The organism is Pseudomonas sp. (assembly GCF_035277045.1).
Classification (GTDB): domain Bacteria; phylum Pseudomonadota; class Gammaproteobacteria; order Pseudomonadales; family Pseudomonadaceae; genus Aquipseudomonas.
In genome coordinates this window covers 42,263-60,377 of sequence record NZ_DATELE010000265.1, presented here as the reverse complement: position 1 = coordinate 60,377, position 18,115 = coordinate 42,263, and the positions used below count along the sequence as shown (strand labels likewise).

At 65.2% G+C, this 18,115-nt stretch carries 16 protein-coding genes; 4 read left to right on the top strand and 12 right to left on the bottom strand.

Translation table 11 applies throughout. The features are described 5' to 3' along the window. On the top strand, positions 1-1,439 hold a 1,439-nt coding region (locus VJS90_RS14925), incomplete at its 5' end, for an efflux RND transporter permease subunit (protein ID WP_324122415.1). 48 nt (positions 1,440-1,487) lie between these two features. On the opposite strand, the gene VJS90_RS14920 is transcribed toward VJS90_RS14925, so the two are convergent. From VJS90_RS14920 to plsB, 3 genes are all read right to left on the bottom strand, one after another. Continuing rightward, positions 1,488-1,811 (bottom strand): hypothetical protein, encoded by a 324-nt coding sequence (locus tag VJS90_RS14920; protein WP_324122414.1) that lies wholly within the window; start codon positions 1,809-1,811, stop codon positions 1,488-1,490. Between the two features lie 100 nt (positions 1,812-1,911). After that, a complete protein-coding gene (locus VJS90_RS14915; RefSeq protein ID WP_324122413.1) occupies positions 1,912-2,601 on the bottom strand; it encodes a DUF4197 domain-containing protein in 690 nt (229 codons plus the stop codon). A gap of 37 nt (positions 2,602-2,638) precedes the next feature. Further along, positions 2,639-5,113, bottom strand: coding sequence for a glycerol-3-phosphate 1-O-acyltransferase PlsB (plsB, locus tag VJS90_RS14910; protein ID WP_324122412.1), 2,475 nt, complete (start codon positions 5,111-5,113; stop codon positions 2,639-2,641). A 223-nt stretch (positions 5,114-5,336) separates the two neighbouring features. Here plsB and VJS90_RS14905 point away from each other — a divergent pair, with 223 nt between their 5' ends. Continuing rightward, on the top strand, positions 5,337-5,546 hold the full coding sequence (locus tag VJS90_RS14905; protein ID WP_158459571.1) for a cold-shock protein: 210 nt from the start codon (positions 5,337-5,339) through the stop codon (positions 5,544-5,546). Between the two features lie 98 nt (positions 5,547-5,644). Here the strand turns inward: VJS90_RS14905 and VJS90_RS14900 are convergent, their stop codons facing one another. From VJS90_RS14900 to VJS90_RS14885, 4 genes are all read right to left on the bottom strand, one after another. After that, complete coding sequence (locus VJS90_RS14900; protein WP_324122411.1) at positions 5,645-6,019, bottom strand: hypothetical protein; 375 nt, start codon at positions 6,017-6,019, stop codon at positions 5,645-5,647. Positions 6,020-6,035: 16 nt separating this feature from the next. Further along, complete coding sequence (locus tag VJS90_RS14895; protein ID WP_324122410.1) at positions 6,036-6,848, bottom strand: putative RNA methyltransferase; 813 nt, start codon at positions 6,846-6,848, stop codon at positions 6,036-6,038. Beyond that, complete coding sequence (gene dapE, locus VJS90_RS14890; RefSeq protein WP_324122409.1) at positions 6,848-7,999, bottom strand: succinyl-diaminopimelate desuccinylase; 1,152 nt, start codon at positions 7,997-7,999, stop codon at positions 6,848-6,850. Before dapE ends, VJS90_RS14895 begins: the two co-directional genes overlap by 1 nt. 143 nt (positions 8,000-8,142) lie before the next feature. Next, complete coding sequence (locus VJS90_RS14885) at positions 8,143-10,734, bottom strand: glycosyltransferase (RefSeq protein WP_324122408.1); 2,592 nt, start codon at positions 10,732-10,734, stop codon at positions 8,143-8,145. Positions 10,735-10,986: 252 nt separating this feature from the next. Between VJS90_RS14885 and tcdA the strand changes: the two genes are divergently transcribed. Beyond that, positions 10,987-11,808 (top strand): tRNA cyclic N6-threonylcarbamoyladenosine(37) synthase TcdA, encoded by an 822-nt coding sequence (gene tcdA, locus VJS90_RS14880; RefSeq protein WP_324122407.1) that lies wholly within the window; start codon positions 10,987-10,989, stop codon positions 11,806-11,808. On the opposite strand, the gene VJS90_RS14875 is transcribed toward tcdA, so the two are convergent. From VJS90_RS14875 to VJS90_RS14860, 4 genes are all read right to left on the bottom strand, one after another. Then, positions 11,787-12,197, bottom strand: a complete 411-nt coding sequence (locus VJS90_RS14875; RefSeq protein ID WP_324122406.1) for a SufE family protein — start codon at positions 12,195-12,197, stop codon at positions 11,787-11,789. The genes tcdA and VJS90_RS14875 overlap by 22 nt on opposite strands. Next, positions 12,194-13,399, bottom strand: a complete 1,206-nt coding sequence (locus tag VJS90_RS14870) for a cysteine desulfurase (RefSeq protein ID WP_324122405.1) — start codon at positions 13,397-13,399, stop codon at positions 12,194-12,196. Before VJS90_RS14870 ends, VJS90_RS14875 begins: the two co-directional genes overlap by 4 nt. Before the next feature lie 66 nt (positions 13,400-13,465). Further along, positions 13,466-14,500 carry a 2,3,4,5-tetrahydropyridine-2,6-dicarboxylate N-succinyltransferase gene (gene dapD, locus VJS90_RS14865; protein ID WP_324122404.1) on the bottom strand — a complete coding sequence of 345 codons (1,035 nt, stop codon included), beginning with the start codon at positions 14,498-14,500 and terminating at the stop codon, positions 13,466-13,468. Positions 14,501-14,542: 42 nt separating this feature from the next. Continuing rightward, positions 14,543-14,890 carry an ArsC family reductase gene (locus VJS90_RS14860; protein WP_324122403.1) on the bottom strand — a complete coding sequence of 116 codons (348 nt, stop codon included), beginning with the start codon at positions 14,888-14,890 and terminating at the stop codon, positions 14,543-14,545. A gap of 324 nt (positions 14,891-15,214) precedes the next feature. On the opposite strand from VJS90_RS14860, the gene VJS90_RS14855 reads away from it, so the two are divergent. Then, positions 15,215-16,861 (top strand): Na+/H+ antiporter, encoded by a 1,647-nt coding sequence (locus VJS90_RS14855; RefSeq protein ID WP_324122402.1) that lies wholly within the window; start codon positions 15,215-15,217, stop codon positions 16,859-16,861. 42 nt (positions 16,862-16,903) lie between these two features. On the opposite strand, the gene dapC is transcribed toward VJS90_RS14855, so the two are convergent. Then, positions 16,904-18,100, bottom strand: coding sequence for a succinyldiaminopimelate transaminase (gene dapC / locus VJS90_RS14850; RefSeq protein ID WP_324122401.1), 1,197 nt, complete (start codon positions 18,098-18,100; stop codon positions 16,904-16,906). Positions 18,101-18,115: the final 15 nt, after the last annotated feature.

The following is an 18,115-nucleotide window of genomic DNA, read 5'->3' as shown; positions in this document are numbered from 1 at the left end:
GCAGCATCCTGCTGTTTCGCTTCGTGCCGCAGCAGTTTTTCCCGGCCTCGGGCCGTCCCGAGCTGATGGTTGACCTGAAACTGGCCGAAGGTGCCTCGCTGAGCAACACCACCGAGCAGGTCACCCGCCTCGAAGCACTGCTCAAGACGCGCGCGGGCATCGATAATTACGTGGCCTACATTGGCACTGGCTCGCCGCGTTTCTACCTGCCGCTTGACCAGCAGTTGCCGGCGGCCAGCTTTGCCCAGTTCGTGGTCCTGGCCCACAGCATCGAGGACCGCGAGGCTTTGCGCGGCTGGCTGATCGCGACGCTGGATGAGCAGTTCCCGGACCTGCGCGCGCGGGTCACGCGCCTGGAGAACGGCCCGCCCGTGGGCTACCCGGTGCAGTTCCGCGTGACGGGCGAACACATCGAGGAGGTCCGCACGCTGGCCCGTCAGGTCGCGGCCAAGGTGCGCGAGAACCCGCATGTGGTGAACGTGCACCTGGACTGGGAGGAACCGAGCAAGGTGGTGGTCCTCGATGTCGACCAGGACCGCGCCCGCGCGCTGGGCGTGACGACCGCGCAGCTGTCGCGGTTCCTGCAGGGCTCGCTGACCGGCTCGACCGTCAGCCAGTACCGCGAGGACAACGAACTGATCGAGATCCTGTTGCGCGGCGCCGTGCCTGAACGCAGCGAACTGGAGCGCCTGGGCAGCCTGGCGGTGCCGACCGGCAACGGCCAGAGCGTGGCCCTGTCGCAGGTGGCGACGCTGGAGTACGGCTTCGAGGAAGGCATCATCTGGCACCGCAATCGCCTGCCAACGGTCACGGTACGCGCCGACATCTACGGCAAGGACCAGCCGGCGAGCCTGGTACGGCAGATCCTGCCGACCCTGGACCCAGTGCGCGCCGAACTGCCCGATGGCTATCTGCTGGAGGTCGGCGGCACCGTCGAGGATTCCGAGCGCGGGCAGAAATCGGTCAACGCGGGCATGCCGCTGTTCATCGTGGTGGTGCTCAGCCTGCTGATGCTGCAGCTGCGCAGTTTCTCGCGCACGGTGATGGTGTTCCTGACCGCGCCCCTGGGGCTGATCGGGGTGACGCTGTTCCTCCTGGTGTTCCGCCAGCCGTTCGGCTTCGTGGCCATGCTCGGGACGATCGCCCTGGCGGGGATGATCATGCGCAATTCGGTGATCCTGGTGGACCAGATCGAGCAGGACATTGCCGCAGGCCTCGATCGCTGGCAGGCGATCATCGAGGCCACGGTGCGGCGCTTCCGGCCCATCGTGCTCACGGCGCTGGCGGCCGTGCTGGCGATGATCCCGCTGTCGCGCAGTGTGTTCTATGGCCCGATGGCGGTGGCGATCATGGGTGGGCTGATCGTGGCCACGGCACTGACGCTGTTGTTCCTGCCGGCGTTGTACGCCGCGTGGTTCAGGGTCAGAAAGCAAGGTTGAAACGAATCGGCCGAAGCTGGTGCTCCGGCCGATTCTTCGCGCGGTGCTTCAACGGCGCGATAGCTTGAGTCCGATGACCTTGGTCGCCTCGTCCTGAGCCACGCTGAACTCGCGCTCATCGGAATGGACATCGCCATTCAGGCCGGTGACATGCACCGTTACACGGTACTGGTTGCCGAACTTCAGGTGATGCGCTTGCAGGGTGAAATCGTACGTGAAGGGGGAGGCGGGCACGGTGTTGGCGCCCTGGCTGAAGACAAGCTCTGGCCGGGAGGCCTCGCTGATGTCGACCAGCCTTACTTCGTAGCCGCTGCCGTCGGCGGGAGCGACGGGGTGGACGATGTTCAGCTCGATGGTTTCAGGAATGTTCATGTTCGACTCCAGAGTGATAGCGCTGTATTGCGCCGCGTCACTCTGGAGCGTCCATCCTCGGCAGTGAATCGGGAAGCCGTTGCCTGAGGCCTGCTTTTGCTCAGAGCGCGCCGAAGACCTTCTTGGCCAGGCTGGTGGCCGCGGCCGCCGGGTTCTCGCGAATGCTCGACTCCTGCTGCGCGATCATCTTGAACAGGCCGTCGAGTGCCTGCTCGGTGACATAGTTCTCGACGTTGGCGGTCTTGGCGTTGCCAATGCCCAGGCCGGCGGCCTGCCCGGCAAAGCTGTTGTACTGCTGGACCAGGCCGATCTTGTCGGTGGCCTGCTTGACGATGGGCAGGAACTTGGCGCGGATCTGCTCGCGGCTGCTCTTGTTCAGGTATTGGGTGGCCGAATCGTCGCCGCCGCCGAGAATGCCCTTGGCGTCGGCCACCGACATGTTCTTCACCGCATCGACGAGGATTGCCTGGGCCTGTGGCACGGCGGCCTCGGCGGCCTTGTTCATGCTGGCCTCGAGCGCTTCGACCTGCTCGCCCTTGCCGAACATCTTCATGGCCTTGGCGGCCTTGCCGAGATTGCCCGGCAGCTCGATGCGCACGTCGGGGTTGTTGCTGAAGCCGCCGGCGGTGCCCAGCTGCTTCACGGCGATCTGCGCACCTTGAGTCAGCGCGTCCTTGAGGCCGCCGGTGGCGTCTTTCTGGGTCAGATCGGACAGCGACAGGGCCAGGGCGCTGGCCGACAGCAACAGGCCGGCGCAGAGGGTGGTGAAACGTAGGGAGGAGCGAAGCATGACAGCATCCTTATCAGGAAAGAGAGGCAGGAATCATTTATAACACTGGCGTTTCGCGGTGCAGGGCCACCTGGCGGATCGACAGGCGCAGCTCCGCCGGCAGCACGCGCTTGGCCACGCCTTCGGCAAGCTCGGCGAGCTTGTCGTGGAAGCCCAGCTTGCCGTTGCTGTCCGCGCGCAGCACGCCTTGACGGATCAAGGTCTGGATGAAATGGCGGAACAGGCTCTTGTCGAAGAACTCCGGCGCATTGAGGCCATGCAGGATCGACAGGCGCTGGGCCATCATCACGCAGAGGTCTTCGAGCTCCTCGGCTGTGAGGCTGTGCTGGCCGCTGTTGAGCAGCAACGCCGTGGCCATGTAAAACCGCTGCAAGGTCTGGGTGATGGCACGGGCCAGCAGCGTCAGCAGCACGAATTGCCGCGAGCTGGGCGCCGGGCGCAGGTAGACGTCATTCTCGACGCGCAGCAGGCCTTGCTCGACGAAGGCCGCCAGCCATTGGTCGATGACCTCGTCCAGCTCCTCGGTCGTCCAGCGCAGGAACAGCTCGGCCTGCAGATAGGGATACAGGGCATGGGTGTACTGGCCGATCAACTCGCGGCTGATCCGCGAGCTGCTCTGGAAGAAGCTGGCGAGCAAGGCCGGCAGAGCAAAGATGTGCAGGATGTTGTTGCGGTAGTAGGTCATCAGCACCGCGTTGGCCTCATCCAGATAGAGGATACGGCCCAGCGCGTCCTGTTGCTCGGCCACCAGGCCCATGCCCTTGACGTGGCCGATCAGACCCAGCGCATCGCCGTCGGGAAGGGTGGTGTGAGGCGAGTAGGGCACCTTGCGCAGCAGCGTCAGGTACAGGTCGAGCACCCGCGTGAGCGCGTTTTCGTCCAGTGCCATGCGGCTGGTCGAGAGCAGCGCCAGCGCCATGAGGTTGACAGGGTTGATGGCGGCCGCTTCGTTCAGGCGCCGGGCCACGGTTTCGCCGAGGCGTGAAGTGGCCTGGTTGAGCCAGGCCGGGCGGAACTGCGGGCCGAGAGCCTGCTCGCGCCAGTCGGATTGCTGCTGGTCGAGAAAGCCCGCCAGGCGGATCGGTTCGCCAAAGTTGACGTAGACCTGGCCGAAGCGCTGCTTGAGCGCGCCGAACACCTTGAAGATGTCGAGGATCGACTCCTTTTTCTTGCTTGCCCCGCGCAGCTCGCCCAGGTAGGTGCGCCCCTCGAGTACCCGCTCGTAGCCGATGTACACCGGTACGAAGACGATCGGGGTGCGCGAGGAACGCAGGAAGCTGCGCAGGGTGATTGCCAGCATGCCGGTCTTGGGTTGCAGCATGCGTCCAGTGCGCGAGCGGCCGCCCTCGACAAAGTATTCGACCGGGAAACCCTTGGTGAACAGCGTGTGCAGGTATTCGTTGAACACCGCTGTGTACAGCGGATTGCCCTTGAAGGTGCGGCGCATGAAGAACGCCCCGCCGCGGCGCAGCAGGCTGCCGATCACCGGCATGTTGAGGTTGATGCCCGCGGCGATGTGCGGCGGGGTGAGGCCGTTGCGAAACAGCAGGTAGGACAGCAGCAGGTAGTCGATGTGGCTACGGTGGCAGGGCACGTAGATCACCTCGTGGCCAGGCGCGATGTCCTTCACCTGCTCGATGTGGTTGACCTTGATGCCGTCGTAGATCTTGTTCCAGAACCAGCTGAGCACCACCTCGAGGAAGCGGATGGCGGTGTAGGTGTAGTCCGAGGCGATCTCGTTGCCGTAGTGCAGTGCCCGGGCCTCGGCCTTGGCCAGCGGGATCTTCTCGCGCTCGGCCTCATCGCTGATGGCCTGGCGCACCAGCGGGTCGTGGACCAGTCCCTTGACCAGGTTGCGCCGGTGCGAGATGTCCGGGCCGATGACGGCGCTCCTGAGATTGCGAAAGTGCACGCGCAACAGGCGCTGGGCCATGCGCACGGTGCGTTCGTGCCCCTTGTTGTGCTGCACCAGTTCGCGCAGGTGAATGGGGGCCGAGAACTGCACGCGGGTCTTGCGCCCCAGCACCAGCACGGTCAGCAGGCGGCGCAGGCGCCCGGTCACTGCCCAGCTGTCGGCGAACAGCAGCTTCCACGGGCTCGACTCGCTGGCTGGCGTTTGCCCCCAGAACACGCTCACGGGGATGATCTGCGCGTCTTCTTCGGCATGCTGGCTGATCGCGCCGACCAGGCGCTGCAAGGTCGGCGGGGCGCCGCGCTTGTCGTGGCGGCCGAGCCAGTCGGGGTCTGGAGTCAGGTAAAAGAACGCGGCAGGCTCCTGCAACGGGCCCACGCTGACGGGCAGCACCGGACGAGGCAGCCCCGCCTTGGTGCATTCGCGGTCGAGCACGGCAAGGTCGGTCAGCGACGGCGAAGGCAGGGCGTAGAACACCGGGCGGCTGCGGTCGAGCTGGAGGGCCATGGAGGGCGGGTTGATGGTTTCGGATCGCACCCACAGGTACAGCAGGCGGCGCAACGCGCCGAAGATCAGGCGGTGCAAGGGGGAACGGGTCATACGGTGAGTGCCTTGGACAAGGATATTCGAGTACCGGCTCGGGTGGGCCAGTGTGCCGTATCCGCGCAGGTTCGGCAAAAACAGCTCACGTCATAAAATTTCTTTGTTGCCTGACATATACTCGGTCCGCCGCTTGCAGGGGATTTGGCAAGCGGCGTTGGCGCAAGGCAGTAACCCTGTGCCTGCAAGGCGATCTTCACAATAAAAAACCGGAGTAGTTCAGATGTCGTCTCGTGAGACTGGAAACGTAAAGTGGTTCAACGATGCCAAGGGCTATGGCTTCATCCAGCGTGAGGGAGGGGCGGACGTGTTCGTTCACTTCCGCGCGATTCGCGGCGAGGGGCATCGCACCCTGACCGAGGGTCAGCAAGTGGAATACGCGCTAGTGGAAGGGCAGAAAGGCCTGCAGGCCGAGGATGTCGTCGGCCTTTGAGGCCGGCCGCCGCAAGCGCCAAGCTTCAAGCTGCAAGCCGATCGCAGGGCCTGCAGCCTGATGCTTTTGCCGTTGCTCTTACCTGAAACCCACGGCTTTCAGGTCCGCCAGGTAATTTCTTCTTCGCCGTCGGCACTGATGCGGATCCAGCGATCGGCATCTGCCTCGCCTTCTTCCTCGATCCAGCTGCCCGGCGCGCAGCGCACTTCGACCTGCAAGGCCGCATGGGCGGCGCGGGCGCAGGCGATGTCGTCTTCCCACGGCGTCTTGTCACTTTCAAGGAACAAACTGTTCCATTTTCCTACAGCCTTCGGTAACCAGGTAACCGGAATGTTACCGGCCTTGCACTTCCAGGTCTGACCCTTCTGTTGCCACTCGCTGCAAGGGCCCACGGCCTCGTTGAGCCAGGCAGTCACCTGCTTGTGGTCGACGTCGGCGTCCTTGAGGTAGATCTCGATATCAGGTTGGCGCATGTTTGGCTCCGGGTGCTCAGTCTTGACGCACGAAATAGTCGTATCGCATGGAAACCGTGACCACCAGCGGCTCGGCCTGCTCGATCACCAGGGCCCGGCGTTCGGCGCTGGCGCGCCAGCCGTGCGGGGTCATGGCGAGCAGGTTGGCGCGGGCGCTGGCCTCGGCGAGCTCCAGGCGGAAATTCAGGGTTTCGCTGTGGGCATGCCGCATTCCTTCGGGGACCAGCGCCAGGTGCTTGTCGTCGGCATAGGGGCGTACCTCATCGTAGAGCACCTGGCGCAGCTCCATCAGGTGGCCGCTGGTCGGGCCGACGCGCATCAGGCCGCCGCCAGGGCTCAGCAGACGCAGGGCCTCTTGCCAGTCGAGCGGGCTGAAGACACTGGCGATGAACTGGCAGCTGGCATCGGCGAGCGGCACGCGGGCCATGCTGGCGACCATCCAGGTGACCGCCGGATCGCGCCGGCAGGCACGCTTGACCGCTTCACGCGAGATGTCCAGCGCGTAGCCGCAAGCCTCTGGCAGGGCCTGGGCGATCTGCGCGGTGTAATAGCCTTCGCCGCAACCGATGTCGAGCCAGTGACCGGGCTGGCGCTCGGCGGCCAGTTCCGCCAGCCGCCGTGCCACGGGCGCATAGTGGCCGGCGTCGAGAAAGTCGCGGCGCGCCTCGACCATGGCCTGGTTGTCGCCCGGGTCACGGCTGTTCTTGTGCTGCACGGGCAGCAGGTTCAGGTAGCCCTGGCGGGCACGGTCGAAACGGTGTCCGGCCGGGCACACCGCGCCGTTGTCGACACGCGAGAGGGCGGCGCTGCACAGGGGACAGGTAAGCATCAGGCGAGCAACCGTACCAGGGTCTGGTAGTAGATCTCGGTCAGCACATCGAGGTCGCTGGCCAGGATCCGTTCGTTGACCTGGTGGATGGTGGCGTTGACCGGGCCCAGCTCTACCACCTGGGTACCCAGGGTGGCGATGAAGCGCCCGTCGGAGGTGCCGCCGCTGGTCGAGGCCTGGGTCTCGCGGCCGGTGATGGCCTTGATGCTGGCCGATACCGCATCGAGCAGCTCGCCCGGTTCGGTCAGGAACGGCAGGCCGGACAACGCCCATTCGATCGTCCACTGCAGCTGGTGCTTGTCCAGAATTGCCGCGACACGTGCCTGCAGGCCTTCGACGGTCGACTCGGTGGAGAAGCGGAAGTTGAACAGCGCGGTCAGATCGCCCGGTACCACGTTGGTGGCGCCGGTGCCGGAATTGAGGTTGGAGATCTGGAAACTGGTGGGCGGGAAAAAGGCATTGCCCTCATCCCAGTGCTCGGCGGCAAGTTCCGCCAGCGCCGGCGCGGCCAGGTGGATCGGATTGCGCGCCAGGTGCGGGTAGGCCACGTGGCCCTGCACACCGTGCACGGTCAGCTTGGCGCCGAGCGAGCCGCGGCGGCCGTTCTTGACCACGTCACCGACCAGGTTGGTGCTCGAAGGCTCGCCGACGATGCACCAGTCCAGGCGCTCGCCACGCGCGGCGAGGCGCTCGATCACGGCCTTGGTGCCATGGTGAGCGGGACCTTCTTCGTCGCTGGTGATCAGGAACGCGACCTTGCCGCGGTGGTCGGGATGGTCGGCGACAAAACGCTCGCACGCCACCACCATGGCTGCCAGGCTGCCCTTCATGTCCGCTGCGCCGCGCCCGCAGAGCATGCCGTCGGCGTCGATCAGCGCATCGAAGGGCTCGTGCTGCCACGCTTGCACCGGGCCGGTGGGCACCACGTCGGTGTGGCCGGCGAAGCACAGCACCGGACCATCCTGGGTCCCATGGGTGCCCCAGAAATTGTCGACGTCCTCGATCCGCATCGGCTCCAGGGCAAAACCGGCATCACCCAGGCGCTGCATCATCTGTTTCTGGCAATCGGCATCGATCGGGGTCACCGAAGGGCGACGAATCAGGTCGCAGGCCAATTGCAGGGTTGGCGAGAGGTCGGCTGGTGCCGTCATGTAGGACTCCGGGCAAGGCAAGGCGGGAAAAAACTGGGGCGTTATCTTATAGCAAATGGGTGGGCCGCGCTTCCATCCCGTGGGCGCGGCCTTTGTGAGAGCAGTTCACCTGATGTGGGAGCGGCCCTACAGGGGGCGACGTATCAGGCGACTGGCACTTCCTGGCGGTGCTCCACAGGTTTGGGCAGCGACGACAGGAACGCCATGATCAACGCCGCCAGGTACGGCAGCGACTGCACCAGCAGCATGATCACCCAGAACCGCATGTCCGAACTCGGCAGGCCCTGCACCAGGTAGATGCCGCCCGCCGCACCCCACAGCAACAGCATGATGAACAACTCTTCGCGCGCCTCGGCGATCGCAACCAGCAACCCATGGCTGTCAGCGTGCTTGGGCGTGCGGATGAACGGCATGCTGCTGGTGAAGAAGCCATACAGCACGGCCTTGGCGATCGTGTGTGACAGGGCAAGGCCTGCCAGGGCGGCCGCGAAGGCGTCCTTGAGGTTGACGCCCACGGCGCGGCGGTACAGGAAGATGATCTTGCCCACCTTGAACACGAACAGCGCCAGCGGGGGGATCGCGAAGATCAGCAGCGGCGGGTCGACCCGCTGGGGCACGATGATCATCGCCGCCGACCAGAGCAAGGCGCCGAGGGTGAAGAAGATGTTCATGCCATCGGCCACCCACGGCAGCCAGCCGGCCAGGAAGTGATAGCGCTGACCGCGGGTCAGCTCGGTGCCTTTGCCACGCAACAGCGCGGTGGTGTGGTGCTTGATGATCTGGATGGCGCCATAGGCCCAGCGGAACCGCTGCTTCTTGAAGTCGATGAAGGTGTCGGGCATCAGGCCCTTGCCATAGCTGTTGTGGGCATAGGCGGCGGACAAGCCTTTCTCGAAGACGCGCAAGCCAAGCTCGGCATCCTCGCAGATGCACCAGTCAGCCCAGCCGAGCTCCTCGAGCACCGAACGGCGGGTCATGGTCATGGTGCCATGCTGGATGATCGCGTCACGGTCGTTGCGGGTGACCATGCCGATGTGGAAGAAGCCTTTGTACTCGCTGTAGCACAGCTTCTTGAAGGCGCTTTCGTTCTGGTCGCGGTAGTCCTGCGGCGACTGCACGACGGCAATCTTCGGATCGGCGAAGTGCGGCACCATGTGCTTGAGCCAGTTGCGGTCGACGCAGTAGTCCGAGTCGATCACCGCGATCACTTCGGCGTCCTTGGCGGTGTGCGGGATCAGGTAGTTCAGCGCGCCGCCCTTGAAGCCTGCCAGGGGCGCGACGTGGAAGAACCTGAAACGCTCGCCGAGCAGTTCGCAGTGGGCCTTGAGCGGCTCCCACACAGCGGGATCCTTGGTGTTGTTGTCGATGACCAGCACCTCGAAATCCGGGTAGTCGAGGGCGGCCAGCGCATCGAGGGTCTGCTTGACCATTTCCGGTGGCTCGTTGTAGCACGGCACATGCACCGAGACCTTCGGACGGTAGGCGCTGTCGGCCTGCACGGGCAGGAACTCCCGCCGTCGCTTGTGCGTCCAGACCGTCTCGGCCAGTTCATGGGCTTCGGTGAGCAGCACGATGAATACGCCCAGCGCGCCCAAGGCCAGCAGGAAACCGACGGTCAGGCTGAACCAGGTGCTGTACTGCTGGCTGTAGTCGTAGCCGATCCACACCAGCACCGACCCGCACAGGAACGCGGTGAAGGTAAGGAAGGTGCGGCCGCGCTGGCGCAGGGCCGAGCCATCGATCAGCAGCAAGGTCAGGGCGAGCATCGCCAGCACCACCGAGCCGACCGCCAGCACGCGCCACTGCGGGATCGCGACCACGGGCCCTTCGAAATTGAATTTCTGCTGGCGCTCGGCGTTGAACACGCCCCAGTATGCGCCTACCGAGCCTTCGTCACTGGCCTTCCACGGTTGGTCGTAGGCTTCGATGATGAAATAGTTGTAGCCCCGGCGATTGAGCGTGTTGGCCAGGGTGCGCAGGTAAATGGCCTGGTCCGCCTGGGTGGCGTCGGCGCCGCCGCGCATGCGCCCGTTGCTCGGCCAGCCAACTTCCGACAGCAGCAGTGGCTTGCGCGGGAACTGCTGCTTGAGTTCGCGGGCGCGATCGAGCACGAATTCCACCGAGTCGCTCATCGGCACGAATTCCCAGTAGGGCAGGATGTGCGCGGCGATCAGGTCGACGTGGTCGGCGAGCTCGGGGTGTTCCTTCCAGATGTGCCATTGCTCGCTGGTGGTCACCGGCACCTTGACGGCCGCCCGCACCCGGTCCAGGTACTGGATCAGCCCCTCGGGGGTGACTTCCTCGCGGAACAGCGCCTCGTTGCCCACCACGACCCGCACCACGCTGCGCGAGGTATTGGCCAGCTCGATGGCCTTGGCGATCTCGCGTTCGTTGCGCTCGATGTCCGGGCTGATCCACACCCCCAGGGTCACTCGCAGGCCGAGTTCTTCAGCCAGCCGCGGGATCTGGTCCTGGGTGCCTTCGACCGTGTAGATGCGGATGCTGTCGGTCAGCTTGCTCATCTGCTCCAGGTCTTGGCGCAACTGGGCCTCGTCGGGGTACTGGCCACGTTGCGGGCTCTGTCCCAGGCGAAACGGCGAGTAGGAGAAGCCGGAAATCTGTTCCGGCCAGGCAGGAGCCGTTACCGGGCGATTGATCAGGGCCCAGAACCCGGTGAACAGCGCGGCGATGGCCAGGACCACCACCAGGTTGATTCCAAATTTACGCGATGACATAAGGTGTGGAGGTTCCGAAGGCGGAAACGGACGGACGCTGCCGGACCGCGGGATCTACGCTTGTCCGGAAGACACAAGAGTTGGATTTTCTGCGCGGGCCGAAGTTCTTGCCCGGCCTGTTGTAGTCCAAATCTATCAATTACGTTGGACATTAAAGCATTGAACCGGCCAATACCAATCTGCAGGCCCGGTGTTGATGCCATCGCCTGCTTGGCGGCCTATAATGCGCGCCGGTTTTTTCGGGGTGACACCATGAGTACAGAAGATCCACGCTTCGCCGGCGTCGCCCGGCTGTATGGCGACGAGGGCCTGCAGCGCTTGCGCCAGGCCCATGTGGCAATCGTCGGGATTGGCGGCGTCGGCTCGTGGGCGGCGGAAGCCATGGCGCGCAGCGGGGTGGGCGAGATCTCCTTGTTCGACCTGGATGATGTCTGCGTCAGCAACGTCAACCGCCAGGCCCATGCCCTGGACGGTGAGATAGGGCGACCAAAGGTCGAGGTCATGGCCGAGCGGCTGCGGGCGATCAATCCTGCCTGCACGGTGCATGCGGTGGCGGACTTCGTGACCCGGGACACCATGAGCGAGTACATCACCGAGCAGATGGACTGTGTGCTCGACTGCATCGACAGCGTGATGGCCAAGGCGGCCCTGATTGCCTGGTGCCGGCGGCGCAAGATCGCGGTGGTCAGCACCGGCGGCGCGGGAGGGCAGATCGACCCCACCCAGGTGCAGGTCTGTGACCTCAACAAGACCTTCAACGACCCGCTCGCCTCACGGGTACGCTCGACCTTGCGCCGCGACTACAACTTCTCGCGCAACGTCAGTCGCAACTACGGTGTGCCCTGCGTGTTCTCCTCCGAGCAGCTGCGCTACCCCAAAGGCGATGGCAGCGTTTGCCTGCAGAAGAGCTTCGTCGGTGAAGGGGTACGCCTGGACTGCTCGGGCGGCTTCGGTGCGGTGATGATGGTGACCGCGACCTTTGGCATGGTGGCCGCCAGCAAGGCCGTGGAGAAACTGGTGGCAGGCGCCCGGCGGCCATCCGAGCGCCAGGTTCAGGCGCCAGACGCCAGCTGAGCCATGCGCTGCAGCACGGCGTGCAGGCCGTTGCTGCGCGAGGGCGAGAGCTGGCGCTCGAGCCCCAGCTGGGTAAACCAGGCGCGCAGGTCGAGTTGCGCCAGCGCGGCGCTGTCCAGGCCCTGGACCCGCACCAGCAGCAGGGCCAGCAGGCCGCGTAGCAACCGCGCATCGCTGGCTGCCTTGAAATGCCACTGACCGTCTTGCTGCCCGGCCACCAGCCACACCTGGCTCTCGCAGCCATGCACGCGGTTGGCGTCGACTTTTTCGGCTTCATCAAGCGGCGCCAGATGCTCGCCCCATTGCATCAGCAGGCGCGCGCGCTGCTCCCAGCCGCGGGCCTGTTCGAAACGCTGCAGCGCCTGGCCGGCCTCGACGGGCAGGCTCATCGCAGCAGCTCCAGGCCTTGGTCCAGCGCGTCGAAGAAGCGCTGCAGGTCGTTGCTGTCGTTGTACAGGGCCAGCGAGACGCGAATCGCACCCTCAAGGCCAAGGCCCTGAAGCAAAGGCATGGCGCAGTGGTGTCCGGCACGCACGGCAATGCCTTGCTCGGTGAGCAGGTGGGCAATGTCGGCGTTATGCACCCCGTCGATGACGAAGCTGGCCAGCGCCGTCTGCGGCGAGCCTAGCAGGCGCACCCCCTCGCGCTCCGCCAGCCCACGCAGCAGTTGCTGGTGCAGGACGGCCTCGTGGGTCGCGACGGCATCCGCGTCCAGGCTGCCCAGGTAATCCAGGGTGGCGCCCAGGCCGATGACCCCGGCAATCGGCGGCGTGCCGGCTTCGAAACCCAGCGGCGCCGGACGAAAGCTTGCGGCGTGGTACTCGGCGATCTGCACCATCTCGCCACCGAACTGCCAATGGCGCAGACGCTCCAGGGCCTGGCGGCGGCCATGGATCACGCCGACGCCCTCGGGACCATACAGCTTGTGGCTGGAAAACACATAGAAGTCGCAGTCGAGCTGCTGGACATCATGACGGCCGTGGACCACGCCCTGGGCGCCATCGACAACGGTCAGCGCGCCCTGGGCGCGGGCATGGGCCAGCAGGGGCGCCAGCGGCTGCCAGGTGCCCAGGACGTTGGACAGCTGGCTGAGGGCAAGCAGGCGGGTGCGCGGGCCGATCAGCTGCAAGGCCTGCTCAAGATCGATGTGTCCGTGAGCATCCAGTGGCAGCACGACCAGGCGAGCGCCACGGCGCCGTGCCAGCTGCTGCCAGGGCAACAGGTTGGCATGGTGCTCCAGGGCGCTGATGACGATCTCGTCACCGGCTTCGAACAGGTATTCCAGGCCATAGGCCAGGAGGTTCAGGGCCGATGTGGCGCCGTGGGTGAAGATGATCTGCTGGGCATCGGCGGCGTTCAGCCAGGCGGCGACCTTGTCGCGGCTGGTCTCGAAGGCCTGGGTCGCCAGGGCGCCGGGCAGGTGCTGGGCACGGTGCACGTTGGCTGCGCCATGGGCGTAATAATGAGTGAGGGCGTCAAGCAGCGCCTGGGGTTTTTGCGTGGTCGCGGCGTTGTCCAGGTAGGTCTGGTGCTGCCGCTGCAGGGCGTCGATGGCTGGAAAGTCAGCGCGCCAAGGGGAAGGCTGGAACATGATCGGGGACCTGGAAATCGGGCCTGGCAGTAGGCCAGGCCCGATCTTACCACTTCACACCCGCTCTTAGTTGTGGGCGTGCAGGGCTTCGTTCAGCTCGATGGCCGACTTGTGGGTCTTGCATTCCACCGCGCCGCTGACCGAGTTGCGGCGGAACAGCAGGTCGGTCTGGCCAGCCAGGTCGCGTGCCTTGACCACCTTGACCAGCTGGTTCTGCTCGTCGAGCAGTTGCACCTTGGTGCCCGCGGTGATGTACAGGCCGGCTTCGACGGTGTTGCGGTCGCCCAGCGGGATGCCGATGCCGGCGTTGGCGCCGATCAGGCAGCCTTCGCCGACGGTGATGGTGATGTTGCCGCCGCCCGACAGGGTGCCCATGGTCGAGCAGCCGCCACCCAGGTCCGAGCCCTTGCCGACGAACACGCCTGCCGACACGCGGCCTTCGATCATGCCTGGGCCTTCGGTGCCCGCGTTAAAGTTGACGAAGCCTTCGTGCATGATGGTGGTGCCTTCGCCGATGTAGGCACCCAGGCGCACACGGGCGCTGTCGGCGATACGCACGCCGGCCGGTACCACGTAGTCGGTCATTTTCGGGAACTTGTCCACCGAGAACACTTCCAGCAGCTCGCCCTTCAGACGCGCTTCGAGCTGTTGCTCGGCCAGCTCGCCCAGGTCGATCGCGCCCTGGCTGGTCCAGGCAACGTTCGGCAGCAGCGGGAAGATGCCGGCCAGGCTCACGCCGTGCGGCTTGACCAGGCGGTGCGACAGCAGGTGCAGCTTGAGGTAGGCCTCTGGGGTCGAGGTCAGGGTGGTGTCTTCGGCCAGCAGGGTGGCGACGACCGGCTTGTGGCTTTCGGCCAGGCGGGTGAGCAGGGCGGCCTGGGTGGCATCGATGTGCTTGAGGGCATCGGCCAGTTGCGAGGCCTGGGCAGGGCTGAACGTGATCGCCTGGTTACCGCCTTCATAGCCCAGGATCGGCGTCACGGCGTCGATCAGTTCGGCGGCCGGGTTGAGCAGGGGTTGCGGGTAGAAGACTTCCAGCCAGGTGCCCTGGCGGTTCTGGGTGCCGACACCGAAGGCCAGGCTGAACAGAGTGGTGGACATGCGGTTTCCTCTTGCGAATAGGGAGTGGGTGCGCAGGCTGAGTCAGCCTAGGGCGGCGGCGTACAGGTCCGGCTTGAAGCCGACCAGGGTACGGCCGCCGAGGTCGAGGACCGGGCGCTTGATCATCGAAGGTTGCGCCAGCATCAGCTCGACGGCCTTGGCCTGGTCGAGGCCGGATTTGCTGGCGTCGTCGAGCTTGCGGAAGGTCGTGCCGGCGCGGTTGAGGACTACTTCCCAGCCATGCTCGTCGCACCAGCGGTTGAGGCTGTCACGGTCGATGCCCTGGGTCTTGTAGTCGTGGAACGCGTAGTCGATGGCCTGTTCATCAAGCCAGGTACGGGCCTTTTTCATGGTGTCGCAGGCTTTGATGCCGTAGAGGGTGTGAGCCATTGAATTTACTGAGAAAGCCCGGGTGTTCAGGCCTTCTCGAGATCTCCCGGAAATGCGATGCCCGATTATGCGACATCGGTACATTGAGCGCCACGGGTGTGGGATGAGGTCGCACACTTGGAATCCGCACGCAACATCCGTCTTGCAACTCTCATCCACCCATAATGTCCATTCGTGGCAACATCAAGTTACAGGTCGCCTCCTCAGCTGCGACCTTCGTACAGCGGCCAGCCTGCCCCATTCGCATTAACATATTGTTTCAAATGGCAATATCCACCCCGTGAACATCGCCACGCCATATTCGCATCAGAGGAACCCCGCCGCATGCAGTCCGCCTACACCGTCCTCATCCTGCTGATGCTGGTAAGCGTTTCCAAGCTGGTAGGGCGGGTGCTTCCCCTGCCATTGCCGCTGGTGCAGATCGGTGCCGGCGCGCTGCTGGCCTGGCCGAACCTGGGCTTGCACGTCGCCCTGGACCCGGAGCTGTTCCTCTTCCTGTTCCTGCCGCCGCTGCTGTTCGTCGATGGCTGGCGCATGCCCAAGCGCGAGCTGTGGCGGCTGCGCGGGCCGGTGCTGACGCTGGCGGTGGGGCTGGTGCTGTTCACCGTCGTCGGCGCCGGATACTTCATTCACTGGATCCTCCCGAGCATTCCGCTGCCGGTGGCCTTCGCCCTGGCGGCCGTGCTTTCGCCGACCGATGCGGTGGCGGTTTCGGCGATCACCCAAGGCCGGCTGCCGACGCCTTTGATGCATATGCTGCAAGGCGAAGCGCTGCTCAACGACGCGTCTGGCCTGGTGACATTCAAGTTTGCCTTGGCAGCGGCGATCACCGGCGTGTTCTCGTTGACCGAGGCAAGCCTGACCTTCGTCCTGGTGGCGCTGGGCGGCCTGGCTGTGGGCGTGGCCCTGAGCTGGCTGGTCGGGCGCCTGCGGATGTGGATGATCGCCCGTGGCTGGGATGATCCGGCCACCCACGTGGTCTTCATGCTGTTGCTGCCCTTCGCGGCCTACGTGCTGGCTGAACGCCTCGGCGCCTCGGGGATCCTCTCGGCGGTGGCGGCGGGCATGATGCAGAGCTGGCTCGACCTGTTGCCGCGCCAGACCAGCACGCGCCTGCTCAACCGCAGCGTCTGGTCGTTGCTCGAGTTCGCCTTCAACGGGTTGATCTTCCTGCTGCTGGGCTTGCAGCTGCCGGATATCGTCAAGGCGGTGGCCAGCCACGAGACCTCGTTGTGGCCGACGCTGGCGTATCGCTGCCTGGACGTGCTGGCAATCTTCGGGGTGTTGATCCTGCTGCGGTTTGTCTGGGTGCAGAGCATCTGGCGGGCCATCGGGGTGATTCGTCGCTGGAGGGGCAAGCCCGAGCTGGTGCTGGTGCCTACCGCGCGTTCGTGCTGGCTGCTGACCCTGGGTGGCGTGCGCGGGGCGGTGACATTGGCGGGTGTGATGTCGGTGCCGTTGCTGATCGCGGCCGGTAGCCCGTTTCCCGAGCGCGACCTGCTGATCTTCATCGCTGCCGGGGTAATTCTGCTGTCGCTGGTGTCAGCCTGTGTGGCGCTGCCTTTGTTGCTGCGCGGGGTGGACAAGAGTCCGGACGAGACACTGCAGCAGGAAGTGCAGGAGGCCTGGAAACGTACCGCCGAAGCGGCGATCCACGCGCTTGAAGCAGAAGAGGTGGTCGAGGCGGGCACGCCCCAGGACGCCGCTCAGGCCGCCATGGCCGTCGAGCTGAAAGGTCGGTTGATGGCCGAGTACCGCCAAGCGCTGGAAAGCTACAACGACAGCGATGAGGCCCGTGCCCTGGCCCAGCAGATGGACCAGCTCGAACGCCGCCTGCGGCTCAAGGCCCTGCGGGCCCAGCGGCTGGAGCTGTATAACCTGCGCCGCCAGCATCAGGTCGGGGATGACGTGGTGCGCAAGGTACTGGGAGAGCTGGACATGAGCGAGGCGAACCTGGGACATGTAAGGTAAGAGCGGGACGCGGCCGCTCTTACACAGTTCGCGGGGCGAAATTCAGCGAGCCTGCAGGAATTCCCGGATCCGCTGCGCGGCCTCGATGCACTCCGCCAGTGGAGCCACCAGGGCCATGCGCACGCGGCCGGCACCTGGGTTGACGCCATCGACCTCGCGCGACAGGTACGATCCTGGCACCACGGTCACATGCTCGCGCTCGAACAGGTCGCGGGTGAACGCCGCGTCGTCCCCTGGGACCTTGGCCCACAGGTAGAAGCTGCCATCGGGACGCTGAACGTCCATCACCGGCTGAAGAATCTCCAGCACCGCATCGTATTTGGCGCGGTACTGATCGCGGTTGGCGCGCACGTGGTCCTCGTCCTGCCAGGCGGCGACGCTCGCCAGCTGCGTCTGCACTGGCATCGCGCAGCCGTGGTAGGTGCGGTACAGCAGGAATGGCTTGATGATCTTCGCATCCCCCGCCACGAACCCGGAGCGCAGGCCCGGCAGGTTGGAGCGCTTGGACAGGCTGTGGAACACCACGCAACGGGAGAAGTCACTGCGGCCCAGTTCAGCGCAGGCGCTGAGCAGACCTGGCGGCGGGTTTTCCTCGTCGAAGTACAGCTCGCTGTAGCACTCGTCGGCGGCGATCACGAAGTCATGCTCGTCGGCCAGCGCGATCAGCTTCTTCAGGGTATCCATCGGCACCAGGGCGCCGGTGGGGTTGCCGGGCGAGCACAGGAACAGGATCTGGCAGCGCTGCCACACCTCGGCCGGCACAGCGTCAAAGTCCGGATTGAACCCGTTGCTGTCCAGGCACGGCAGGTAGTGCGGGGTAGCGCCCGCCAGCAGGGCAGCGCCTTCGTAGATCTGGTAGAACGGGTTGGGGCTGATCACCAGGCCATCGTCGGCGCGATTGACCACCGCCTGGGTAAAGGCGAACAGCGCCTCGCGGGTGCCGTTGACCGGCAATACATGGCGATCGGCATCTAGCCAGCCGGCCGGCACGCCGAAACGTCGCTCGCACCAGTGGCCAATGGCCTGACGCAAGGCGGGCAGGCCGAGGGTGCTGGGGTAGACCGCCAGCTTGTCGAGGTTGTCGGCCAGGGCCTTGGCGACGAAGGCCGGCGATTCGTGCTTCGGCTCACCGATCGACAGGGCGATGGCGCGTTTGTCTGCCGCGGGCGTCACGCTGCCAAGCAGGGCGCGCAGTTTCTCGAACGGGTAGGGCTGAAGCTGGGTCAAGGCATGGTTCATCGGCGCGGGGTCTCG

Bases quoted from the DNA above. Each gene is read 5' to 3' on its own strand.
- VJS90_RS14885 (WP_324122408.1), bottom strand. From the start codon at position 10,734: ATGTCATCGCGTAAATTTGGAATCAACCTGGTGGTGGTCCTGGCCATC.
- VJS90_RS14915 (WP_324122413.1), bottom strand. From the start codon at position 2,601: ATGCTTCGCTCCTCCCTACGTTTCACCACCCTCTGCGCCGGCCTGTTG.
- VJS90_RS14895 (WP_324122410.1), bottom strand. From the start codon at position 6,848: ATGCTTACCTGTCCCCTGTGCAGCGCCGCCCTCTCGCGTGTCGACAAC.
- VJS90_RS14875 (WP_324122406.1), bottom strand. From the start codon at position 12,197: ATGAGCCTGCCCGTCGAGGCCGGCCAGGCGCTGCAGCGTTTCGAACAG.
- plsB (WP_324122412.1), bottom strand. From the start codon at position 5,113: ATGACCCGTTCCCCCTTGCACCGCCTGATCTTCGGCGCGTTGCGCCGC.
- tcdA (WP_324122407.1), top strand. From the start codon at position 10,987: ATGAGTACAGAAGATCCACGCTTCGCCGGCGTCGCCCGGCTGTATGGC.
- dapC (WP_324122401.1), bottom strand. From the start codon at position 18,100: ATGAACCATGCCTTGACCCAGCTTCAGCCCTACCCGTTCGAGAAACTG.
- dapD (WP_324122404.1), bottom strand. From the start codon at position 14,500: ATGTCCACCACTCTGTTCAGCCTGGCCTTCGGTGTCGGCACCCAGAAC.
- dapE (WP_324122409.1), bottom strand. From the start codon at position 7,999: ATGACGGCACCAGCCGACCTCTCGCCAACCCTGCAATTGGCCTGCGAC.
- VJS90_RS14920 (WP_324122414.1), bottom strand. From the start codon at position 1,811: ATGAACATTCCTGAAACCATCGAGCTGAACATCGTCCACCCCGTCGCT.
- VJS90_RS14860 (WP_324122403.1), bottom strand. From the start codon at position 14,890: ATGGCTCACACCCTCTACGGCATCAAAGCCTGCGACACCATGAAAAAG.
- VJS90_RS14905 (WP_158459571.1), top strand. From the start codon at position 5,337: ATGTCGTCTCGTGAGACTGGAAACGTAAAGTGGTTCAACGATGCCAAG.
- VJS90_RS14855 (WP_324122402.1), top strand. From the start codon at position 15,215: ATGCAGTCCGCCTACACCGTCCTCATCCTGCTGATGCTGGTAAGCGTT.
- VJS90_RS14870 (WP_324122405.1), bottom strand. From the start codon at position 13,399: ATGTTCCAGCCTTCCCCTTGGCGCGCTGACTTTCCAGCCATCGACGCC.
- VJS90_RS14900 (WP_324122411.1), bottom strand. From the start codon at position 6,019: ATGCGCCAACCTGATATCGAGATCTACCTCAAGGACGCCGACGTCGAC.